Origin of the sequence: Bradyrhizobium sp. Rc3b, from assembly GCF_900114915.1 — a bacterium.
Lineage (GTDB): Bacteria > Pseudomonadota > Alphaproteobacteria > Rhizobiales > Xanthobacteraceae > Bradyrhizobium.
This window is the reverse complement of record NZ_FOUS01000001.1, coordinates 16,831-34,419: the sequence shown is the minus strand read 5'-3', so window position 1 is coordinate 34,419 and position 17,589 is coordinate 16,831. Positions and strand designations below refer to the sequence as shown.

Below are 17,589 nucleotides of genomic sequence, written 5' to 3'. Positions count from 1 at the left end.
TCCGGGGCAGTCGTCACGACCTCAATCGATCTTTCTTGCCTCTTCCGGCAGCATGATCGGGATGCCGTCACGGATCGGATAAGCCAGCTTGGCGCTGCGCGAGATCAGCTCCTGCTTTGCGGAATCGAACTCCAGCGGGCCCTTGGTCAGCGGGCAGACCAGAATCTCCAGCAATTTGGGATCGACGCTGGCTTCGGGACGTTCGGTAGGCGCGTTCATTGGGGTCTCCGGCATCGCTTGCCTCTAGCACAGAAATTCGCGTCCGCCCATCGCGGGCTCAGGCTGCGATCATCGTCAAGACCTCGTCGAGCAGGGCCTGGAGCCGTGCTGCCGGCACCGGCGGGCCCGACAGGGCAAAGCCGAGAAAAGTCCAGTACAGGATCTGCGCCCGGGCCTGCGCGGTTGCCGGGGTGAGCCCGCGTTTTTCCAGCAGCCCCTCGATATAGTCGAGCCGGCGGCGGTCGATTGCGCGCACGGCCCCTTGCGCGGCCGCATCGAAGGCCGCCCAATTGCGTACCGCGCGCTCGAGCTCGAGCCGCGCGCCGAATGACCTCCGCAGCAGCGCCTTGAGCGGTTCGTCGCCGGCGGCTTCGACATCGGCGATGATCTGCTCGGCCGCGATCTCGCGCCAGCGCTTCAGCACGGCGGCCTGGAACGCGCCGAGATCGGCGAAATGCCAATAGAAGCTGCCGCGCGACACGCCCATGGATTTTGCCAGCGGATCGGCCTTGAGCGCGGTGAAGCCGCTTTTGGCGAGCGCCTTGAGACCTTCCTTGATCCAGTCGTCGGCGGAGAGCTGTTCGGTCATCTCGGGTTCCCGGAGGCGAACCATACACTAGTGTATTGACAGGCCGCAGGCCAGCGCCTATCTCACCATACATAACTGTATGGAGAGATGATGATGCGTGATCTCTTGCTGCAATCCGCCGGCCTCGCCACCATCGCCGTAGCCCTCATTCATGGCGTCCTCGGCGAGACCAAGGTCTTCGCCCATGCCCGCATCGAGCCTGAACGGCTCCGCACCCTGATCCGCCTGGTCTGGCAGACCTCGACCGTGGCGTGGATCGGCGGCGGCGTCTTGCTGCTCGCGACTCCCTGGATGGCGTCCGAGCCCGCGCGGCACTGGATCGTCATCACGCTCGCCTGCGTGCTCGGTTTCGCCGCCTTCGCCAATGCCTGGGCCACGCGCGGCCGGCATTTCGGCTGGATGGCGCTCAGCGCCGTCGTGGCGATGACGGTCGCCGGCTACTGAGCGCCGAAACGACAAGCCACGCATGACTGCGACCCTGGGCTTCGAACCCGGTACCACGCATTCGCGGCGTCTAACCGCTGCGCAGGATCGATGGGAATAGAGGCATGCCACTGACACTCGTCACCGGCGGCACGGGGCATCTCGGGCAGGACGTCGTCGATCGCCTCCTTGGCGACGGACATCGTGTCCGGATTTTCGCGCGGTCGCGGGGCGCGCGGTCGGATGTCGAATGGGCGATCGGCGATCTCGCTACAGGCGCCGGCTTGCGCGAGGCACTGCGTGAGGTCGATACGGTCATCAATGCGGCGACGGATTCGCCGATCGCACGGCGGGGCGGCATCCGTCCGATGGACTTCTTTAGATCGCCCTCCGCCGTGGATGTTGCGGGTACGGAGCGGCTGTTGTCGCTTTGCGGGGAGGCCGGGGTTCGGCACTTGCTGCACGTTTCGATCGTCGGGCTCGACCAGGCGACCCTGCCCTACGCCCGGGTCAAGCTCGCCGGCGAACGGCTGGTGCGTGCGTCTGCGTTGTCCTGGTCCGTCGTTCGCGCGATGCCATTCTATTACCTGCTCGACCGCTTGCTCGCGGGCCTCGCCTGGCTTCCGGTGTGGCCTGTGCCAACGGCGCTGTTCAATCCCGTCGATACGTCGGACGTCGCGGATCACGTGCTGGCTTGCGCGTTCGACGGGCAGCGCGGCATACGTGCGGAGATCGGCGGCCCCGAAGCTCTCGATCTCGTTGCCTTCGCCCGGCAATACCAGGCGGCGAGGAGATTGCACCGGAAAATCCTGCCAATCGGCCTGTCCGAGGCGAAGGCGCGCGGCATGGGCTTTGTCGTCAGCCAGGGCGTGCGCGGGCGTCTCCGCTGGGCGGACTGGCTGCAGCGCAGGTACCCGGAATGCGAAGTGCGGCCTAGCGCAATTGGCAAAGTCGGCGGTTCATCCCGGCCGTGAGGCGTAAGGCCGCATCGCCCCTGCGAAGGCGGGCTGCGTGCGGACAGCGCTGATCTTTTGGCGGTCGTTAGAACAACTCTAAATCCAATTGGCCCCGTACCGGATTGACTTCACCATCACCTTTGCTTCCTTCAGTCCGGCTTCGCGGCTCGCGTAGCGCGCACGACAGAGGAGGAGACGTTCGTGAAGGTCATTCGTGTTGTTGCCATTGCACTGACGGTTGGAATGGGCATGGGGTCGGCGGCCATGGCCGACGGATTCAAGGACTGCACCAAGCTCGACAAGGCGTCATGGAAGCCGGCCAGCGAGGCCGAAGCCAAGGCCAAGGCGCTCGGCTACGAGGTGCGGCGCTCCAAGATCGAAGGCTCCTGCTATGAGGTCTATGGCGTCAAGGAAGGCAAGCTTTACGAGCTGTTCTACAGCCCCGAAGATCTCAGCCTGAAGCACACGATCGCCAAGTAAACCGCGAAGTAAACTGCGCGAGTTGATCCGCGCAAAGCAAGGCTTGAGGATGGTCTTCGCTTGATCGAAGAAGCGATGCCAAAAGCGCGCGGGGTGTCCGACCGGACCCCCGCGGATCGAACCGCTTCGCGGACGGTCGCGGTCTGGGACCTCCCGCTGCGCCTCTGGCACTGGGCTCTCGCGGCTAGCGTTCTGGCCGCGTGGTTCACGCCGACCGTTTACGACCGGACTCACCGCATCGTCGGCTATGCGGTGCTCGGACTTCTCGCCTTTCGCCTTGCCTGGGGGTTTTGGGGAAGTCGCTATTCGCGCTTCCGCATGATCAGAGTGAGGCTTCGGGCGGCGCCAAGCTATCTCTGGAATCTGCGCCGCGGCATCACCGGCCGCTATATCGGGCTCAATCCCGCCGGCACCCTGATGCTGGTCGCGCTGCTGGCCTCGCTCGCCGTCTCGACGATTACGGGCGCGATGTCGGTTACCACCACCTTCTTCGGCGTCTGGTGGGTCGAGGACACCCATCATTATTCATCGGATGCGGTCATCGTCCTGGTCGTGCTGCACGTGCTCGGTGTGGTGCTGATGGGGCTACTCCAGCGCGAGAGCCTGGTCCGCGCGATGATCACCGGGCGCAAGCGCATCCGCGGCCATTCCTAAATATCATTGCCGATCGTTGCACGCGTCCTGCACCCGGCTCGGGCACGGTCGCCGCATGGCCTCAGGCCGTTCGTCAGATCAAGTTGTACGAGCACCGTTAACATGCCGGTAAGCATGCAATCATGCACGGCACAAAATTAACGTGAATGGCGTCTAGCCGATCCACCATCGATAACAATCGACGATGGAGCGCTGCTGAATGTTCCGCGTTTTCTCCTGCCTTGCGGTCGAGCACGATTGGCGGCTCGTTGTACTCGCTGGTCTGGTCTGCTTCGCTGCAAGTATTGTCGCGGTCAGCATCTTTCATCGTGCGATCGCGACGCGCGCAAGAAGGCGGTGGATCTGGATCACGATTGCCGGCGCGGCCATCGGATACGGCATCTGGGCAACGCATTTCGTCGCGATGCTCGCCTACGAGCCGGGCGTTCCAACGGGCTACGGCATCGTGCCGACCGCGTTTTCTCTCGCTGCGGCAATGCTCCTGACCTCGGTCGGTTTCGGCGTTGCAGTCGGCACCTCCGGCCTGTGGCGCGCGATGGCAGGGGGCATCATCATCGGCGGCGGCATTGCCAGCATGCACTATCTCGGAATGTGGGCACTTGAAGTGCCGGGTCGAGTCGCCTGGTCGGTGGACCTCGTGTTCGTCTCGATCATTCTAGGTATGTGTCTCGGCTGCGCCGCGCTGGCTGTCGCGCTCAGGTACCAGGGCTACCGGGGCACGCTTGCGGCGGCAGTCCTGCTGACACTCGCCATCGTATCGCATCATTTCACGGCCATGGGGGCGGTGCAGATCACGCCAGATCCAACGCGAGCGACGACGGATAGCCTTTCGCTTTCTCCGGCCTTCCTCGCGCTTGCTATCGCCGGCGTGGCGCTGTCCGTGCTGGGAATGAGCCTGATCGGCGTGCTGGCCGATCGTCGCCTGGCGACCCGGACCGCCAGGTTCGAGGAGATCATCAACCAGCTTTCGGTCGCCCGGCAGCAGCTCGAAGGCTCGCAGAACGAACTGCAGGACCAGAAGCTCAGGCTGGATACGGCCATCAACAACATGGTCGAGGCTCTCTGCATGTTCGATGCGGAGAAGCGACTTGTGGTCTGCAACGAGCGCTATGCCCGGCTCTATCGGTTGCCGCCGGAACTGCTGACAACGGGGACCCCGCACGCCGACATCATCAGGCATCGCGTCGTGACCGGCATTCTCAAGAGCGACACCAGCGAGGGCGCAGCCGAGCAGTTCCTGTCGAAATTGGCAGCGTTGCCGTTCGATGCAGTCTCGAGCAGAATCGACGAGTTCGCGGATGGCCGGTTGATCTGCGTGACGCGACAGCCAATGGCCGGCGGCGGGTGGGTGGCCACGCATCTTGATGTCACCGAGCAACGCCGGTCCGAGGCCAGGATCGCTCATATGGCGCAACACGATGCGTTGACCGATCTGCCAAATCGCGTGCTGCTCAGGGAGCGGATGGAGCACGCCATTGCGGTTACGCGTGGCGGCGGCGTCGATCTGGCCGTGCTCATGCTCGACCTCGATCGCTTCAAGGAAGTCAACGACACGCTCGGACATCCGGCGGGCGATTCCCTGCTGCGCGCCGTTTCCGCGCGTCTGCGCGAATGCACCACGGAAACCGCGCTGATCGCGCGACTGGGGGGCGACGAGTTCGCGGTGATCGACTACGTGACCAACCCGGCCGTCGAGGCCGCCACCCTCGCCGAGAACATCAGAAAGGCGCTTTGTGAACCCTTTGATCTCGGCGATCATCGGGTCACGGTGGGCACCAGCATCGGCATTGCCATCGCGCCGCGCGATGGCAGTGATTCCGACGTTCTGATGAAGAGCGCAGATCTCGCCCTCTACTCGGCCAAGAGCGGTGGACGTGGCGCATTCCGCTTCTTCGAGCCGGAACTCGACCAGCTCATGCATGCGCGACGCAACCTGGAGCGCGACATGCGGGATGCGCTTGCTGGTCGCGAATTCGAGCTGCACTACCAGCCATTCGTCAATACCGCGACCGGCGAGATCCGCGGCTTCGAAGCCCTGCTGCGCTGGCATCACCCGAGGCGTGGTCTGGTCTTGCCCGGCGAATTCATTCCGCTCGCGGAGGAGGCCGGCTTGATCGTGCCGCTGGGAGAATGGATCTTGAGGACGGCGTGTGCGGAAGCCGCCAAATGGCCTGCCCATCTCAGGATCGCGATCAACCTGTCTCCCGCTCAATTCAGGAGCAAGGAGCTTGTTCCGGTCATTGTCGATGCACTGGCGAACTCGGGAATTGCGCCACACCGGCTCGAGCTCGAGGTCACCGAGACGGTGATCATGCATGACAGCGAAGCCGTATTCGCGGCACTTGGTCAACTGCGCGAGCTCGGCGTGCGAATCGCCCTGGACGACTTCGGCACCGGCTATTCGTCGCTGAGCTTTCTGCAAAGATTTCCGTTCGACAAGGTCAAGGTCGATCGCAGCTTCGTCAACGAACTGTCCAGCGCAAGGGCTGACGCGCACCATCTCGCGCGAGCCGTCGTTCGCTTCGCAGTCAGCCTCGGCAAGACGACCACCGCCGAAGGCGTCGAAACGAAGGAGCAGCTGGACGTCCTCCGTGAAGAGGGGTGCGTCGAAACGCAAGGCTACTATTTCGGTCGGCCGATGCCTGCATCCAACATTGCGAAAATGCTGAGGCGAGGTACCCAGGCAGCCGTCTGCGCTGCGTGAGTACCCGCATCCTCACTGCAGCGGAGGATCGCCGCTGGTGCGCTTCTTGGCGAGATCCATCTCCGTGACCGCGATCAGAATCTCGGCGCGGGTCTTCAAGTCGGGCGCTTCCAGCATGGCCTGCTTCTCCGCGGGGCCATAGGGCGACATCATCGCCAGCGCGTTGACGAGTGCTTCGTTGGGCGCGCTTTCGACGCCTTCCCAGTCAACCTTGAGATTGTTGGCCTTCAGGAAGTCCGCCAGCACGGCCAGCAGCGCCTCGCGGTCGACCTCGTCCTCGCCCATGCGCGCGGTGAAGTCGTCGACGAAGGCGAAGAAATCCACCTTGCACTGCCGGTAGGCGGTGAGCACCTCGAGCTCCTCGACCACCTTGAAGCGCGAAACGCCGGTGAGCTCGAGGATGTAGCGGCCATCGCCGGATTCGGCGAGCTGGGTGATGCGGCCGACGCAGCCGACGCGGAACAGCGTTGGCTTGTCGGAATTCTTCGGCGAGTGCGCGACATCAGGCTGGATCATGCCGATCAGGCGATGGCCGTCGCGGAAGGAATCATCGACCATCGACAGGTAGCGCGGCTCGAAGATATTGAGCGGCATCTGGCCGCGGGGCAGCAGCAGCGCGCCCGGCAGCGGAAACACCGGAATGATCTCCGGGAGGTCGGCGGGTCCGCGATATTCGATGTTGATCGGCATCTGGTCCCGGTCCCCGCTGACTTGGTCAACCGCGCCTACGAAAACAGGATCGTCGACAAGCGCTTGCGCCCCTCGACGGTTGCATCATCCGTGCCGCCCCAGGCTTCGAAGAACTGCACCAGCTGCTTGCGGGCGCCGTCGTCGTTCCATTTGCGGTCGCGCTTGACGATCGCGAGCAGCTGCTCGGTAGCGGCCGCACGATTGCCTTGCGCGTTCAGCGCGGTCGCGAGGTCGAATCGGGCCTGATGATCGAGCGGGTTTGCGGCGACTTTCTGTTCCAGCTCGGCGACCGGTCCGAGCGATTGCGCCTGCTCGGCGAGATCGATCGCGGTCTGCACGGCCTTCACCGCGGGGTCGCTGCGCTTGGATTCCGGCACCATGGCGAGCGTCTGCTTGGCTTGCTCCATCGCGCCGGAGACGGCATAGCATTTTGCGAGGCCCGCGAGCGCCGCGATGTTGGTGGCATCATGCTGGAGCACCTCGGCGTAGATCTGCGCTGCTGCGGCCGGGTCGCCCTCGGCGAGCACGGCTTCAGCCTCCTGCAGGATCTCGGCGATATTGGGCTCGCCCGGCGCGGTCACGCCTTTTGTCAGCTTTTCGATGAAGGCGTTGAGCTGGCTCTCGGGCACCGCGCCCATGAAGCCGTCGGCGGGCTGGCCGTTGACGAAGGCGATCACGGCCGGGATCGACTGGATGCCCATCTGGCCCGGGATCGCCGGATGCTGGTCGATGTTCATCTTGACCAGCTTGACCTTGCCCTTGGCCGCCTTGACCGCCTTTTCGAGCAGGGGGGTGAGTTGCTTGCAGGGGCCGCACCACTCCGCCCAGAAATCGATCAGCACCGGCTGGCGCTTCGATTCCTCGATGACGTCCTTCACGAAGGTCTGGGTGGTCGTGTCCTTGATCAGATCGGCCGCAGCCGGGCCCGCCGCTCCGTTACCCTGGTCGATGATCGTCACGGGGATCCCCTCGTCTATGTCCGGAATGGCGGGTCTTTAGCACGTTGCCATTTCATATGCTTCGCTGTCGGCTCCTAAATTGGGCCGGGCCGGCCGAATTTCAATCCACCGAGGCCGATTCGCCAGTTCCGGGGCAGTTTCGGGCCATTTGGCCGCATTCAGGCTCCATATGGGGTCCCAAGAACCGAATCTAGGTCGCCGGTAGCTGTTGCATTCCCCTCCCGCTTTTGGCATACGACAGCCGTTGCCGGCGCGTCACGCGACCGACACAGGATGCGGGTGTAGCTCAGTGGTAGAGCACGACCTTGCCAAGGTCGGGGTCGAGGGTTCGAGCCCCTTCGCCCGCTCCAATTTTTCCCAAAGCATCCGAAAGGAATGGGCGATTCCCGTCGGGGCGAGTCGACGCACTGTTTTGTCCCAGGCTGTGAGGGCTGCTCCAGGTCCCAAGGCTGGATTGGGCGCCAATCCGGAATTCAGGGTGGCCGACCCCAGCTATACAGCGCGCGGCAGCTCTTTGGTCCTTTCCAGCGCTACATCCGCGGTCAGCCTATATGGATCTTTGATCGAGAGTTGATTGATCGCCGCACTCACGAAATCAGGCTTCAGGTTTTCGATTGTGGCCAGCGTATTTGAGACGCTGTCGCGATAGCCGGCCAACTCCCTGATAACCGATTCCGCGTGTTTGTCGCTGCCAGCTGCGATGTCAAATATGTCGCGCGGGGCAATGCTCTTGCCCCGGTAATGGATTTTCTTTGCAATGATCTCTGGGATCGTCTCCAGCAGCACCGCTTCGCCTTCAACTGTTGCTCGCGTTGTCGGTGAGGATGTCAGCGACGGTGCGACGATGAAATCGATCTCGCCAAATTCGAAGCCAAGCTTCAGGAGGCGTGCGCCGTCTCCCCTGTAGTCAGTAGGTCTGACCTCGAAATCGAAGTCATGCTTCTGTGGATCCAGGAACGGAAGAACTTGAGGATCCGGGAGAAAGATATCGACATCGTGGCTTATCCGATGATCGATTTGCAGCATCATCGCCGTGCCGCCGCCGAACGTCCAACGATCGATGATTTCTTGTTCGGCGTTCACCTGCCGAATCATCGCGACGGCAATGCGAAACAGTTGCGCCCAATCTGATTGAGCGCTCACCGGCTACGCCGCAAGCGGATAGGTTTGTCCCGAAAACTCTGCAAACGCCTTCGCCGCGGCAACCAATTGCTCGTGGCTGATGCCATGCATCTCAGCGAAGGCGACTTGCAAGTCGGGGTGGACATCCCCAAAAAACGATGACATCGGACCGCAGGCGGCCTTCGCGGAAGAGTGGTCCAGCAGGCAATGAACAAGCTCCTGCACGCTCAGCCTCTTGCGATACGGCGCATTCACGGTTGCCATAACCAGGACGGGGATATTCATCTGCGTCACTATCTGATTGCCTGGTCAATATAGGATCGACTGAACGGGCTTGGCAATCGATTGGTTTCCTCTTTGTTCCGTCCGCAGGGGTGGCTGGCAGCGCGCCTCGCCAGAATTCCTCAGCGGAACGTCCTTCCGCCGTTCAGATAGGGGCAGTTGGGATCACATGACAATTCTGGTCACCGGCAGTGCCGGCCATCTCGGCGAAGCCATCCTCCGCACCCTGCGCGGGCGCGGTTCCCCAGCGCGCGGGATCGACCTGAAGCCCTCGCCCTTCACCGACGCGGTCGGCTCAATCGTCGACCCCGGCTTCGTGCGCAGCCAGATGGACGGCGTCACCGCCGTCATCCACAGCGCGACGCTGCACAAGCCGCATGTGGCAACCCACGGCAAGCAGGACTTCGTCGATACCAACGTCACCGGCACGCTCAACCTGCTCAAGGCGGCGGCGAGCGCCGGCGTGCGCAGCTTCGTCTTCACCAGCACCACCAGCGCGTTCGGCTCGCAGCTCCGCTCCGGGGCCGGGCAGGCGGCGGTCTGGGTCACCGAGGATCTGCCGCCGGTGCCGAAGAACATCTACGGCACCACAAAACTGATGGCGGAGACCCTGTGCGAGCTGTTCTATCGCGAGCGCGCCCTGCCGGTCGTCGTCTTGCGGACCTCGCGCTTCTTTCCGGAAGAGGATGACGATCCGGCGATGCGCTCGGCTTACACGCTGGAGAACGCGCAGGCCAACGAGCTGCTCTATCGCCGGCTGGATATCGCGGACGCCGTGAGTGCGCATCTGCTCGCCGCCGAACGCGCCCCGAAGATCGGCTTCGCCCGCTACATCGTCTCCGCCACCAGCCCGTTCGAGCTGCGCCATCTCGCCGCGCTTGCGCGCGATGCGGCCGGTGTCGTGCGCGAGCTCTACCCGGATTGCGCGCAGCTTTACGCGGCGCGGGGCTGGAACCTCCTCCCCGAGATCGACCGTGTCTATGTCAACGAACGCGCGCGGCGCGAGCTGGGCTGGCGGCCGGAATTCGATTTCGCGCATGTGTTGCACAGCCTGCGCACGGAGCGCGATTTCCGTAGCCCGCTGGCGCGTGAGATCGGCTCGAAGGGCTATCATGACGCGGTGTTCGACGACGGACCCTACCCGGTCGCCTCTTAGGCGCCGGATTTGCTGTTTTGCTCGACGCGTCAGATGTCTGTCTGGTCTCGCCGGGAGCAAGCCGCTTGAGCCGTTCTACTGTGCATGGGGTTGTTTTCGCGTTTTTGTAGGTCCACCCCCTCCTGCCGGCTGCGAACGATCCGCGCGCCAATTGATTCCGCGCTGCAGCGAGAGCGGTGTCGCGGCGTTCGTCCGTTGACATTCCGTCTCAATTTTTCCGGAGCGCAACGGCGGCGCACGCGGCGCGCTTCTCACCGGTCGCAGATGTGCTAACCTTTTTGCGTCTGTCGTGCCGTCGGACTTAAAACTTCGCCTCTCGACTAGCAAAATAAAATAATGCGCAGCCCTGACGGCTGCCTTAGGGGAGTGACGCGATGAAATTCCATCGATCCGTCTTTCAATCCGTTCTGGCGCTTGCAGCGGTTGCCTTTCTCGCGGGGACCAGCGCTGGCAATGCGCAGCAGCAGGACAAGAACCGGGCGCTGAAGAAATACGAATCCGGCACCAAGGAGTTCTGGACCCATCCGCCCGATGACTGGTTCCTCGGCGACGAGACCGAGGCGCAGAAGGGCCTCGCGCCGCCCTCGGGACCGCCGACCGGCGCGTCCGATGCCGAGCTCGCCAACATCGTCAAGAAGATCAAGCTGCCGGCAGGCTTCAAGATCGAGGTCTACGCCTCCGGCGTGCTGGCCGCGCGGCAGATGGCCTGGGGTGACAAGGGCACGCTGTTCGTGGGCTCGTTCGGCCTCGGCAACGTCTATGCCATCAAGGACAACAACGGGAAGAAGGAGGTCAAGACCGTCCTTAAGGGCCTGAACATGCCCACCGGTCTCGCCTTCAAGGACGGTGCGCTCTACGTCATCGCCGTCGACAAGCTGATCCGCTACGACAATGCGGAGGCCAATCTCGACAAGCTCGGCGACGGCAAGGTCGTCTATGACGACATGCCGTCCTATGCCGCGCATGGCTGGAAATACATCGCGGTCGACAAGGAAGGCTGGTTCTTCCTGCCGTTCGGACCTCCCTTCAACGTCGGCATCCCACCGACCAGCGTGTCGCAGATCCGGCGTGTCGATCCCAAGACCGGCAACGCCGAAATCTGGGCGCTGGGCGTCCGCAACTCGGTCGGTGGCGACGTCGATCCGCGCACCGGCAAGCTCTGGTTCACCGAGAATGCCCGCGACTGGATCAGCGATGATCTGCCCTCGGACAAGCTGAACATGATCAACCGGATCGGCGAGCATTTCGGCTATCCCTATTGCCACCAGGGCAACCTGCCGGACGACAAGTTCGCCATGGGCCACAAGTGCTCCGAGTTCACGCCGCCGGTGCTGAATCTCGGCGCGCATGTTGCTCCGCTCGGCATGAAGTTCTACACCGGCAATCAATTCCCCGCCGATTACAAGAACAACATCCTGATCGCCGAGCACGGCTCCTGGAATCGTCACAAGTACCAGGGCGCGCGCATCGTGCGCGTAATCGTCGGGCCCGACGGCAAGAATCCCAAGCAGGAGATCTTCGCCTCCGGCTGGCTCGAGGGTGACCAGGGCTATCTCGGCCGTCCCAATGACATCCTGCTCGACAAGGATGGTTCGATCCTCGTCGCGGACGACTGGGCCGGCGCGATCTACCGCATCAGCTACAGCAAGAAGTAGCACGGGTACGATACGAGGCTGCGGTGGCCGGAAGGTGCCGCAGTCTCTTTCATTTCAAAGCCACGCTGTCGTTCCGGATTGCGCGCCAGCGCAAGTCCGGAACCCATAACCACGAATCGGGGTTATGGAGTCTGAGATGCGCAATTGCGCATCTCAGCTCGTGCTTCGCACGCCCTGGAATGAGCTAGATAGATCGGAATTCCCACGATGCGCCGCCAGTTTTCTTCGTACGCCATCGGCGCGCTTTCGCTTGCAGCGCTCGCATTCGTCCCGGCTCAGGCTGCGGACAACGCTGCGATCAAGGAGAAGGCAGCCGTCTGCTCCGGCTGTCACGGCGAGAACGGCATTTCGCAGACCGAGAACATCCCCTCGCTGGCCGGCCAGCCTGATCAGTTCATCCAGTGGCAGCTCGTGTTCTTCCGAGCGGGCTCGCGCAAGAACGACCAGATGCAGCCGATCGTCGAGGAGATCACCAATGAGGACATCCGCAATCTCGGCGCCTATTTCTCGCAGCTGACGCCGCCGAAGGGACCGGAGGACAGCGATCCGGACCTGTCGAAGAAAGGTGCGCAAGTTTCCGCCGGCCGTCGCTGCGCCTCATGCCATACGGACAGCTTCGCCGGGACCAAGGGCGTGGCGCGACTGGCTGGCCAGCGCGAGGAATATCTGGTCAAGACGTTGCGCGACTACAAAGCTGGCCAGCGCGTCGGCGGCGGCGTCGCCGCGATGGCCGATGTCGCCTATCACATGAGCGACGAGGAAATCACCGCCGTCTCGCACTATCTGTCGCATTTGAAATAGCGCGGAGCCGTTGCCACAAGCTCCGCTGTCGTCCCGGACAAGCGAAGCGCAGAGCCGGGACCCATACCCACAGGATGCTGTTTTTGGGAAGAGTCGGAGTGGGAGGGTCGCGTCACACTGCTCCGTCTGGTGGGTCCCGGGTTCGCGCTTAGCGCGCCCCGGGACGACAGCGGAGTGTGTGCCTGCGACCTACCCCGCCCGCTGCTTCTCATAGGCCTTCAAATGCGTGTAGGCGATGCGCAGCTTGGGCACCGGCACCTTGGCGGCATCGGCGCGCGCGATGAGATCACCGATGACGTGATCGGCTTCGACCGACAGCCCCGCCTTGATGTCGCGGAACATCGAGGCCGTCATCGGCGAGCCCTCGGCGGTGAGGTTGCCCTTCACCCGCTCGAAGAACGGCCCGCCCGGCGTATAGCCCGACGCGGTGGCGATGGCGGTGGTCTCGTCCAGCATGCCGAGCAGGAAATCGCGACCGCCGGGCGCGGCGAGGATGTTGCCGACAGAGGTGCGCATCAGGCTGGTGGAGGCCGCAAGCGAGGACAGGAACACCCACTTCTCCCACATGTCCTGCATGATGTTCTGGCTGGCGGCGGCGCCGGTGATGCCGCTCTTGAAGGCCTCGTCGATCGCCTTGACGCGATCTGACAGCTTTCCGTCGCGCTCGCCGTAGTTCAGCGACTGCATCGGTTGGAGCTGCACCACCTCGCGCTTCTCGTTCAGGGTCGCCGCGATGGCGCAGAGGCCGCCGAGCACGCGCTCCTTGCCGAATTTGGCATCGAGGATATCGAGATGCTTCATGCCGTTGAGCATCGGGATGATCGCCGTGTCAGATCCGACCGCCGGCGCAAACGATTTGATGGCGTCGTCGAGATCGAATGCCTTGCAGCTCAAGAGCACGACGTTGAACTTGTCCTTGAGCGCGTCGGCCTGCACGGTCGGCGGATTCTTCAAGGTCACGTCGCCGTTCGGGCTCTTGATGACGAGGCCGGCGCTTGCGAGCTCGCCGGCGCGGCGCGGCCGGACCAGGAAGGTGACGTCGCGGCCGGCCTGCAACAGCCTGCCACCAAAATAGCCGCCAATGGCGCCGGCGCCGACCACGAGGATACGCATGGGATACTCCATTGTTGCTCTTGATTATTGCTGTTGGCGGCCACTTATAATCGTCATTGCGAGCGAAGCGAAGCAGTCCAGAATGTTGCGGCGATCACATTCTGTCGCCGGAGAATGAGCGGCTAGGTCCCGAGCACCATCTCCTCGACCTCGCGCAGCTGCTCCTTGCCGAAGAACATCTCGTTGCCGACGAAGAAGGTCGGCGAGCCGAACGCGCCCCGGGCGACCGCTTCCTCGGTGTTCTTGATCAACCTGCCCTTCACCTCGGGCTCTCCGGCACGGGCAAATAGCTTCTGGGCATCGAGGCCGGAGGACGCCAGCGCCTTCGCCGCGATCTCGGGATCGTCCATCTTCTTCGGCTCGCGCCACATGTGGTGGAAGGCCGCCTCGACGTATCTTTCGAACACGCCCTCGAGCTGAGCGGCGATCGCCGTGCGCATCAGGTTCAGCGTGTTGACGGGGAAATGCGGATTCCAGACATAGGGCTGGACATGGAAGCGCTTGATGAAGCGCTCGGTCTCGACCTGCTGGAATTCACGCTTGTTCTTGATGCCCGCGAGCGTCTCGGCGGGAGACTTGTTGTTGGTCGACTTGAAGATGCCTCCGAGCAGAATCGGGACGTATTCGAACTTGACGCCGATGCGCTGCTCGATCGCGGGGATCGCGAGGTGGCTGAGATAGGCATTCGGGCTGCCGAAATCGAACAGGAACTGCGGGGCTGTGCGGGGCAAATCGTTCTCCGTGACCTAACTTTTTTGATCTGGCTTTTCCCGCATTGTGACGCAGCGTGCCCTGCGGGTCTACCGTTTAATGATGAGCATAATACTTTGGGAATCAGGCCAGCCGCCGGATCGCCCGCTTGCGCCAGACCAGGAGGTAATAGCCCATCTGCAAAACGAACATGGCGCAGAACACGATGGGATAGGCGGCCCACACGCCCGCAAGGCCGATCGTGTGGCTCAGGATCACCGCGGCCGGCAGCTCGATCGCGAGGATCGCGAAGATCGAGAGCAGCATGGGCGTCAATGCGACGCCGGCCGCGCGCATGGCACCTGAGAACACTGTGGCGAGGCCAAACGGCACCGAGCTCCACAGGGCGATGTCGAGCAGGCCTCTTGCCAGATCGACCACGGCGGCATCGGTGATGAAGATGCCGAGGATCGCGCGCGGCGCGAGATAGATCAGCGCCACGAGCCCGCCGGTCAAAACGAAGTTGAAAGCGAGCCCGGTCCGCACAATGCCGTCGAGCCGGGCCCTGTCGCCGCTGCCGACAGCCTGCGCGCCGAGGATCGAGACCGCGATCGAAATCGACATCGCCGTGAACTGCGTGTAGCCCATCACCTGGTTGACGGCGCCATAGGCCGCAGTGGCGTCCGATCCAAACCCGTTGACGAGGCCGAGCAAGACCAGCTCTGCGATCGCCATCACCACCATGCCGATGGCGCTTGGCAATCCGATGCCGAGAATCTTTCCGAGCATGGCGCGGTCGAGTCGCAGGTGACGCAGCAGCGCCGCGTCCGGCGCGAGCGCGTGTTTCTTTCGCAGCAGATAGAACGCCAGCACGATCAGCGTGAGCGCGTTCGATATCGCCGCCGCCCACGCCGGGCTGGTGATGCCGGCCGCCGGCAGTCCGAACGACCCACGGATCAACAACGGTGTCAGGATCAGGCCGATCGCGGTCGACAACGCCAGCGCCAGCAGCGGCGTCAGCGCGTCGCCGACCCCGCGGATCATCGCCGTCATCAGCAGGAAGACGAAGCCGAGCGGCATCGTCAGCAGCATAATCTGCGCATACGCGCTGGCCTGGTCGAGAATGTCCGCGGGCGTGGCGAGCGCCATCATCAGCTGACGGCTGAAGAGCCCGCCGATCAGCGCCACTGAGATTGAAAGCAGAAGGCCGATCGCGAGCGTCGTGCCTACGACGCTCTTGATCCGGCCATGCTCGCCCGCGCCAAAGGCCTGGCCGATCAGCACGGTCGCGCCGGTGCTCAGCCCCATGACGAAGGCGAACAGGAAGAACATCACCGGGAAGAACGTCGAGGCAGCTGCGAGCGCATCAATGCCGATCATCTGGCCGAGATAGACGTTGCTGACGGTGCCGAACAGCGATTGCAGCGCGTTGCTCAGCATCAAGGGTGCGAGGAAGCGGAGGAATGTCGTCCAGAGCGGCTTGGGGGCAGACATGGATTGGCCTTTCATCAGGGCGTGCGAAGCCGTTGCCGCGCAATGCGCGGCTCGGCCGTCGATGGGAACGCGAGACAGAGCGCCTTAAGCGCGGTCGCTGTAGGCGAGCTTGACGATGTGGTCGCGGATATCGGTCGGCCAGTCCGCGATCAGTCCGGTGAAGCGTCGCCGGTCATCGGCAAACAGCGCGCGCGAGGCTTCCTCGAACTGCGGCAGGTTGCCCGCCATGGTCGACATGAAGTGATAGGCCGCATCGCGCGCCTGCCGTTCGCGGTCCTTGTCGCCGCTGGCGCGCCTGGCCTCATCGACGAGCTTGCGCAGCGCGACCGAGGCGCCGCCCGCTTGTGCGTTGAGCCACTCCCAGTGTCGCGGCAGCAACGTCACCTCGCGCGCGACCACGCCGAGCTTCGGCCGCCCGCGCCCGCGCGGCTCGCTCGGCGGCGTGCTCTCCTCGACCGGCGGCGGCACAAGCTTCGCCAACCGCGCCAGGACCTCGCGATCCCCGCCGCGCAGATCGAAGTCGATCGATCGGCCTGTGCCGTCCTCGAAGATAATGATGGGCTCGTCCGGCCGCGTCGCCACCCGCTTGACGACCAGCGCGACCTCGCCTGCCGGCCCGGACACCAGGCGGCGCTGCCCCTGGAAGGCGGTGAAATTCTTCTGCATTGGAATCATTGCCATTTTGACGACGTTGGGCCATTTAATACCCGGGTAAATTATCGACGTCAATATACCCGGGTGAAAATATCCGTCCTGATGGCTCGACATTGTGATCTCGGGCTGGCACGAACGGCGCCGCCGACCGACCACGCCTAGCCACCACGCCTAGCCCCGGGGACCTCGCCAATGCTGACCGTTCACCACCTCAACAATTCCCGCTCGCAGCGCGTGCTGTGGCTGCTCGAAGAGTTGGGCGTGCCCTACGAGATCGTGCGCTATCAGCGCCAGCCGGACATGCGCGCGCCGATGGAGCTGCGCGCCATTCATCCACTCGGCAAGTCGCCCGTCATCACCGACAACGGCAACACCATCGCCGAGTCCGGCGCGATCATCGAATATCTCATCGCGACCTATGGCAACGGCCGGCTGATTCCGCCGCCGAACACGCCGGAGCGGCTGCGCTTCACCTATTGGCTGCATTATGCCGAAGGGTCTGCGATGCAGCCGTTGCTGCTGAAGCTGCTGTTCACGCTGATGCCGAAGCGCGCGCCTGCGCTGCTTCGTCCGCTGGTGCGCAAGGTCTCGAACCAGGCGCTCACCACGCTGGTCAACCCGCAGCTCAAGCAGCACATGGATTACTGGGAAGGCGAGCTCGGCAAGAGCGAATGGTTTGCCGGCAACGAATTCACCGCAGCCGACATCCAGATGAGCTTTCCGCTGGAAGCGGCGCAAGCGCGCGGCGGGCTCGAGCAGGGCCATCCCAAGGCGATGGCGTTTCTCGAGCGCATCCACGCGCGCCCGGCCTATGCGCGCGCGCTTGAAAAGGGCGGGCCATACCAGGTGGGACGGTAGTTAGTCATGCCGTCGAGCGCCTAGCCCGCCGCGTAGGCCCAGTACGTCCGGCGCTCCGGCGTGTTCATGTCGCGATAGCACGCGTGACAG

19 protein-coding genes and 1 tRNA gene are annotated in these 17,589 nt (G+C 63.5%); 10 read left to right on the top strand and 10 right to left on the bottom strand.

Annotated elements, in window-relative coordinates:
- Positions 1–21: 21 nt before the first annotated feature.
- Complete coding sequence (locus tag BM190_RS00165; RefSeq protein ID WP_007598651.1) at positions 22–219, bottom strand: Trm112 family protein; 198 nt, start codon at positions 217–219, stop codon at positions 22–24.
- A gap of 58 nt (positions 220–277) precedes the next feature.
- Positions 278–808 (bottom strand): TetR/AcrR family transcriptional regulator, encoded by a 531-nt coding sequence (locus BM190_RS00160; protein ID WP_177236833.1) that lies wholly within the window; start codon positions 806–808, stop codon positions 278–280.
- Positions 809–901: 93 nt separating this feature from the next.
- Here BM190_RS00160 and BM190_RS00155 point away from each other — a divergent pair, with 93 nt between their 5' ends.
- From BM190_RS00155 to BM190_RS00135, 5 genes are all read left to right on the top strand, one after another.
- On the top strand, positions 902–1,252 hold the full coding sequence (locus BM190_RS00155) for a hypothetical protein (protein ID WP_092251900.1): 351 nt from the start codon (positions 902–904) through the stop codon (positions 1,250–1,252).
- A gap of 104 nt (positions 1,253–1,356) precedes the next feature.
- Positions 1,357–2,205, top strand: a complete 849-nt coding sequence (locus BM190_RS00150) for an SDR family oxidoreductase (RefSeq protein WP_092251297.1) — start codon at positions 1,357–1,359, stop codon at positions 2,203–2,205.
- Positions 2,206–2,388: 183 nt separating this feature from the next.
- Complete coding sequence (locus BM190_RS00145; protein WP_018323571.1) at positions 2,389–2,667, top strand: PepSY domain-containing protein; 279 nt, start codon at positions 2,389–2,391, stop codon at positions 2,665–2,667.
- 60 nt (positions 2,668–2,727) lie between these two features.
- Positions 2,728–3,321, top strand: coding sequence for a cytochrome b/b6 domain-containing protein (locus BM190_RS00140; protein ID WP_177236832.1), 594 nt, complete (start codon positions 2,728–2,730; stop codon positions 3,319–3,321).
- A 199-nt stretch (positions 3,322–3,520) separates the two neighbouring features.
- The gene (locus tag BM190_RS00135; RefSeq protein ID WP_092251296.1) at positions 3,521–6,025 is read left to right on the top strand and encodes a bifunctional diguanylate cyclase/phosphodiesterase; all 2,505 of its coding nucleotides are present in this window, start codon (positions 3,521–3,523) and stop codon (positions 6,023–6,025) included.
- Between the two features lie 12 nt (positions 6,026–6,037).
- Here the strand turns inward: BM190_RS00135 and BM190_RS00130 are convergent, their stop codons facing one another.
- Complete coding sequence (locus BM190_RS00130) at positions 6,038–6,715, bottom strand: LON peptidase substrate-binding domain-containing protein (RefSeq protein ID WP_018323574.1); 678 nt, start codon at positions 6,713–6,715, stop codon at positions 6,038–6,040.
- Between the two features lie 35 nt (positions 6,716–6,750).
- Complete coding sequence (gene trxA / locus BM190_RS00125) at positions 6,751–7,674, bottom strand: thioredoxin (protein WP_018323575.1); 924 nt, start codon at positions 7,672–7,674, stop codon at positions 6,751–6,753.
- Between the two features lie 275 nt (positions 7,675–7,949).
- Between trxA and BM190_RS00120 the strand changes: the two genes are divergently transcribed.
- A tRNA-Gly gene (locus tag BM190_RS00120) sits at positions 7,950–8,024 on the top strand.
- A gap of 142 nt (positions 8,025–8,166) precedes the next feature.
- Here the strand turns inward: BM190_RS00120 and BM190_RS00115 are convergent.
- On the bottom strand, positions 8,167–8,817 hold the full coding sequence (locus BM190_RS00115; RefSeq protein WP_244550556.1) for a nucleotidyl transferase AbiEii/AbiGii toxin family protein: 651 nt from the start codon (positions 8,815–8,817) through the stop codon (positions 8,167–8,169).
- 3 nt (positions 8,818–8,820) lie between these two features.
- Complete coding sequence (locus BM190_RS00110; protein WP_018323579.1) at positions 8,821–9,081, bottom strand: hypothetical protein; 261 nt, start codon at positions 9,079–9,081, stop codon at positions 8,821–8,823.
- A 166-nt stretch (positions 9,082–9,247) separates the two neighbouring features.
- On the opposite strand from BM190_RS00110, the gene BM190_RS00105 reads away from it, so the two are divergent.
- From BM190_RS00105 to BM190_RS00095, 3 genes are all read left to right on the top strand, one after another.
- Positions 9,248–10,234: an NAD-dependent epimerase/dehydratase family protein gene (locus tag BM190_RS00105; protein WP_092251294.1), complete on the top strand. Its 987-nt coding sequence runs from the start codon at positions 9,248–9,250 to the stop codon at positions 10,232–10,234.
- A 374-nt stretch (positions 10,235–10,608) separates the two neighbouring features.
- Positions 10,609–11,889 (top strand): PQQ-dependent sugar dehydrogenase, encoded by a 1,281-nt coding sequence (locus tag BM190_RS00100; protein ID WP_018323581.1) that lies wholly within the window; start codon positions 10,609–10,611, stop codon positions 11,887–11,889.
- Between the two features lie 207 nt (positions 11,890–12,096).
- Entirely contained in the window at positions 12,097–12,690 is a 594-nt protein-coding gene (locus BM190_RS00095) for a c-type cytochrome (protein WP_092251293.1), read from the top strand.
- A 189-nt stretch (positions 12,691–12,879) separates the two neighbouring features.
- Here BM190_RS00095 and panE read toward each other — a convergent pair whose 3' ends face one another.
- The 4 genes from panE to BM190_RS00075 all read right to left on the bottom strand — a co-directional run bounded on the left by panE (position 12,880) and on the right by BM190_RS00075 (position 16,668).
- Positions 12,880–13,803 (bottom strand): 2-dehydropantoate 2-reductase, encoded by a 924-nt coding sequence (gene panE, locus BM190_RS00090; RefSeq protein WP_092251894.1) that lies wholly within the window; start codon positions 13,801–13,803, stop codon positions 12,880–12,882.
- Positions 13,804–13,925: 122 nt separating this feature from the next.
- A complete protein-coding gene (locus BM190_RS00085) occupies positions 13,926–14,534 on the bottom strand; it encodes a 2-hydroxychromene-2-carboxylate isomerase (protein ID WP_026202951.1) in 609 nt (202 codons plus the stop codon).
- A gap of 103 nt (positions 14,535–14,637) precedes the next feature.
- On the bottom strand, positions 14,638–15,987 hold the full coding sequence (locus tag BM190_RS00080) for an MATE family efflux transporter (RefSeq protein ID WP_177236831.1): 1,350 nt from the start codon (positions 15,985–15,987) through the stop codon (positions 14,638–14,640).
- A gap of 84 nt (positions 15,988–16,071) precedes the next feature.
- Positions 16,072–16,668 (bottom strand): DUF2239 family protein, encoded by a 597-nt coding sequence (locus BM190_RS00075; protein WP_092251291.1) that lies wholly within the window; start codon positions 16,666–16,668, stop codon positions 16,072–16,074.
- Positions 16,669–16,833: 165 nt separating this feature from the next.
- On the opposite strand from BM190_RS00075, the gene BM190_RS00070 reads away from it, so the two are divergent.
- Entirely contained in the window at positions 16,834–17,499 is a 666-nt protein-coding gene (locus BM190_RS00070; RefSeq protein ID WP_018323586.1) for a glutathione S-transferase family protein, read from the top strand.
- Positions 17,500–17,589 lie beyond the last annotated feature (90 nt).

Coding starts and splice junctions, on each gene's coding strand:
- BM190_RS00165 (WP_007598651.1), bottom strand. CDS start 219: ATGAACGCGCCTACCGAACGTCCCGAAGCCAGCGTCGATCCCAAATTG.
- BM190_RS00160 (WP_177236833.1), bottom strand. CDS start 808: ATGACCGAACAGCTCTCCGCCGACGACTGGATCAAGGAAGGTCTCAAG.
- BM190_RS00155 (WP_092251900.1), top strand. CDS start 902: ATGCGTGATCTCTTGCTGCAATCCGCCGGCCTCGCCACCATCGCCGTA.
- BM190_RS00150 (WP_092251297.1), top strand. CDS start 1,357: ATGCCACTGACACTCGTCACCGGCGGCACGGGGCATCTCGGGCAGGAC.
- BM190_RS00135 (WP_092251296.1), top strand. CDS start 3,521: ATGTTCCGCGTTTTCTCCTGCCTTGCGGTCGAGCACGATTGGCGGCTC.
- BM190_RS00130 (WP_018323574.1), bottom strand. CDS start 6,715: ATGCCGATCAACATCGAATATCGCGGACCCGCCGACCTCCCGGAGATC.
- BM190_RS00110 (WP_018323579.1), bottom strand. CDS start 9,081: ATGAATATCCCCGTCCTGGTTATGGCAACCGTGAATGCGCCGTATCGC.
- BM190_RS00105 (WP_092251294.1), top strand. CDS start 9,248: ATGACAATTCTGGTCACCGGCAGTGCCGGCCATCTCGGCGAAGCCATC.
- BM190_RS00100 (WP_018323581.1), top strand. CDS start 10,609: ATGAAATTCCATCGATCCGTCTTTCAATCCGTTCTGGCGCTTGCAGCG.
- BM190_RS00095 (WP_092251293.1), top strand. CDS start 12,097: ATGCGCCGCCAGTTTTCTTCGTACGCCATCGGCGCGCTTTCGCTTGCA.
- panE (WP_092251894.1), bottom strand. CDS start 13,803: ATGCGTATCCTCGTGGTCGGCGCCGGCGCCATTGGCGGCTATTTTGGT.
- BM190_RS00080 (WP_177236831.1), bottom strand. CDS start 15,987: ATGTCTGCCCCCAAGCCGCTCTGGACGACATTCCTCCGCTTCCTCGCA.
- BM190_RS00075 (WP_092251291.1), bottom strand. CDS start 16,668: ATGGCAATGATTCCAATGCAGAAGAATTTCACCGCCTTCCAGGGGCAG.
- BM190_RS00070 (WP_018323586.1), top strand. CDS start 16,834: ATGCTGACCGTTCACCACCTCAACAATTCCCGCTCGCAGCGCGTGCTG.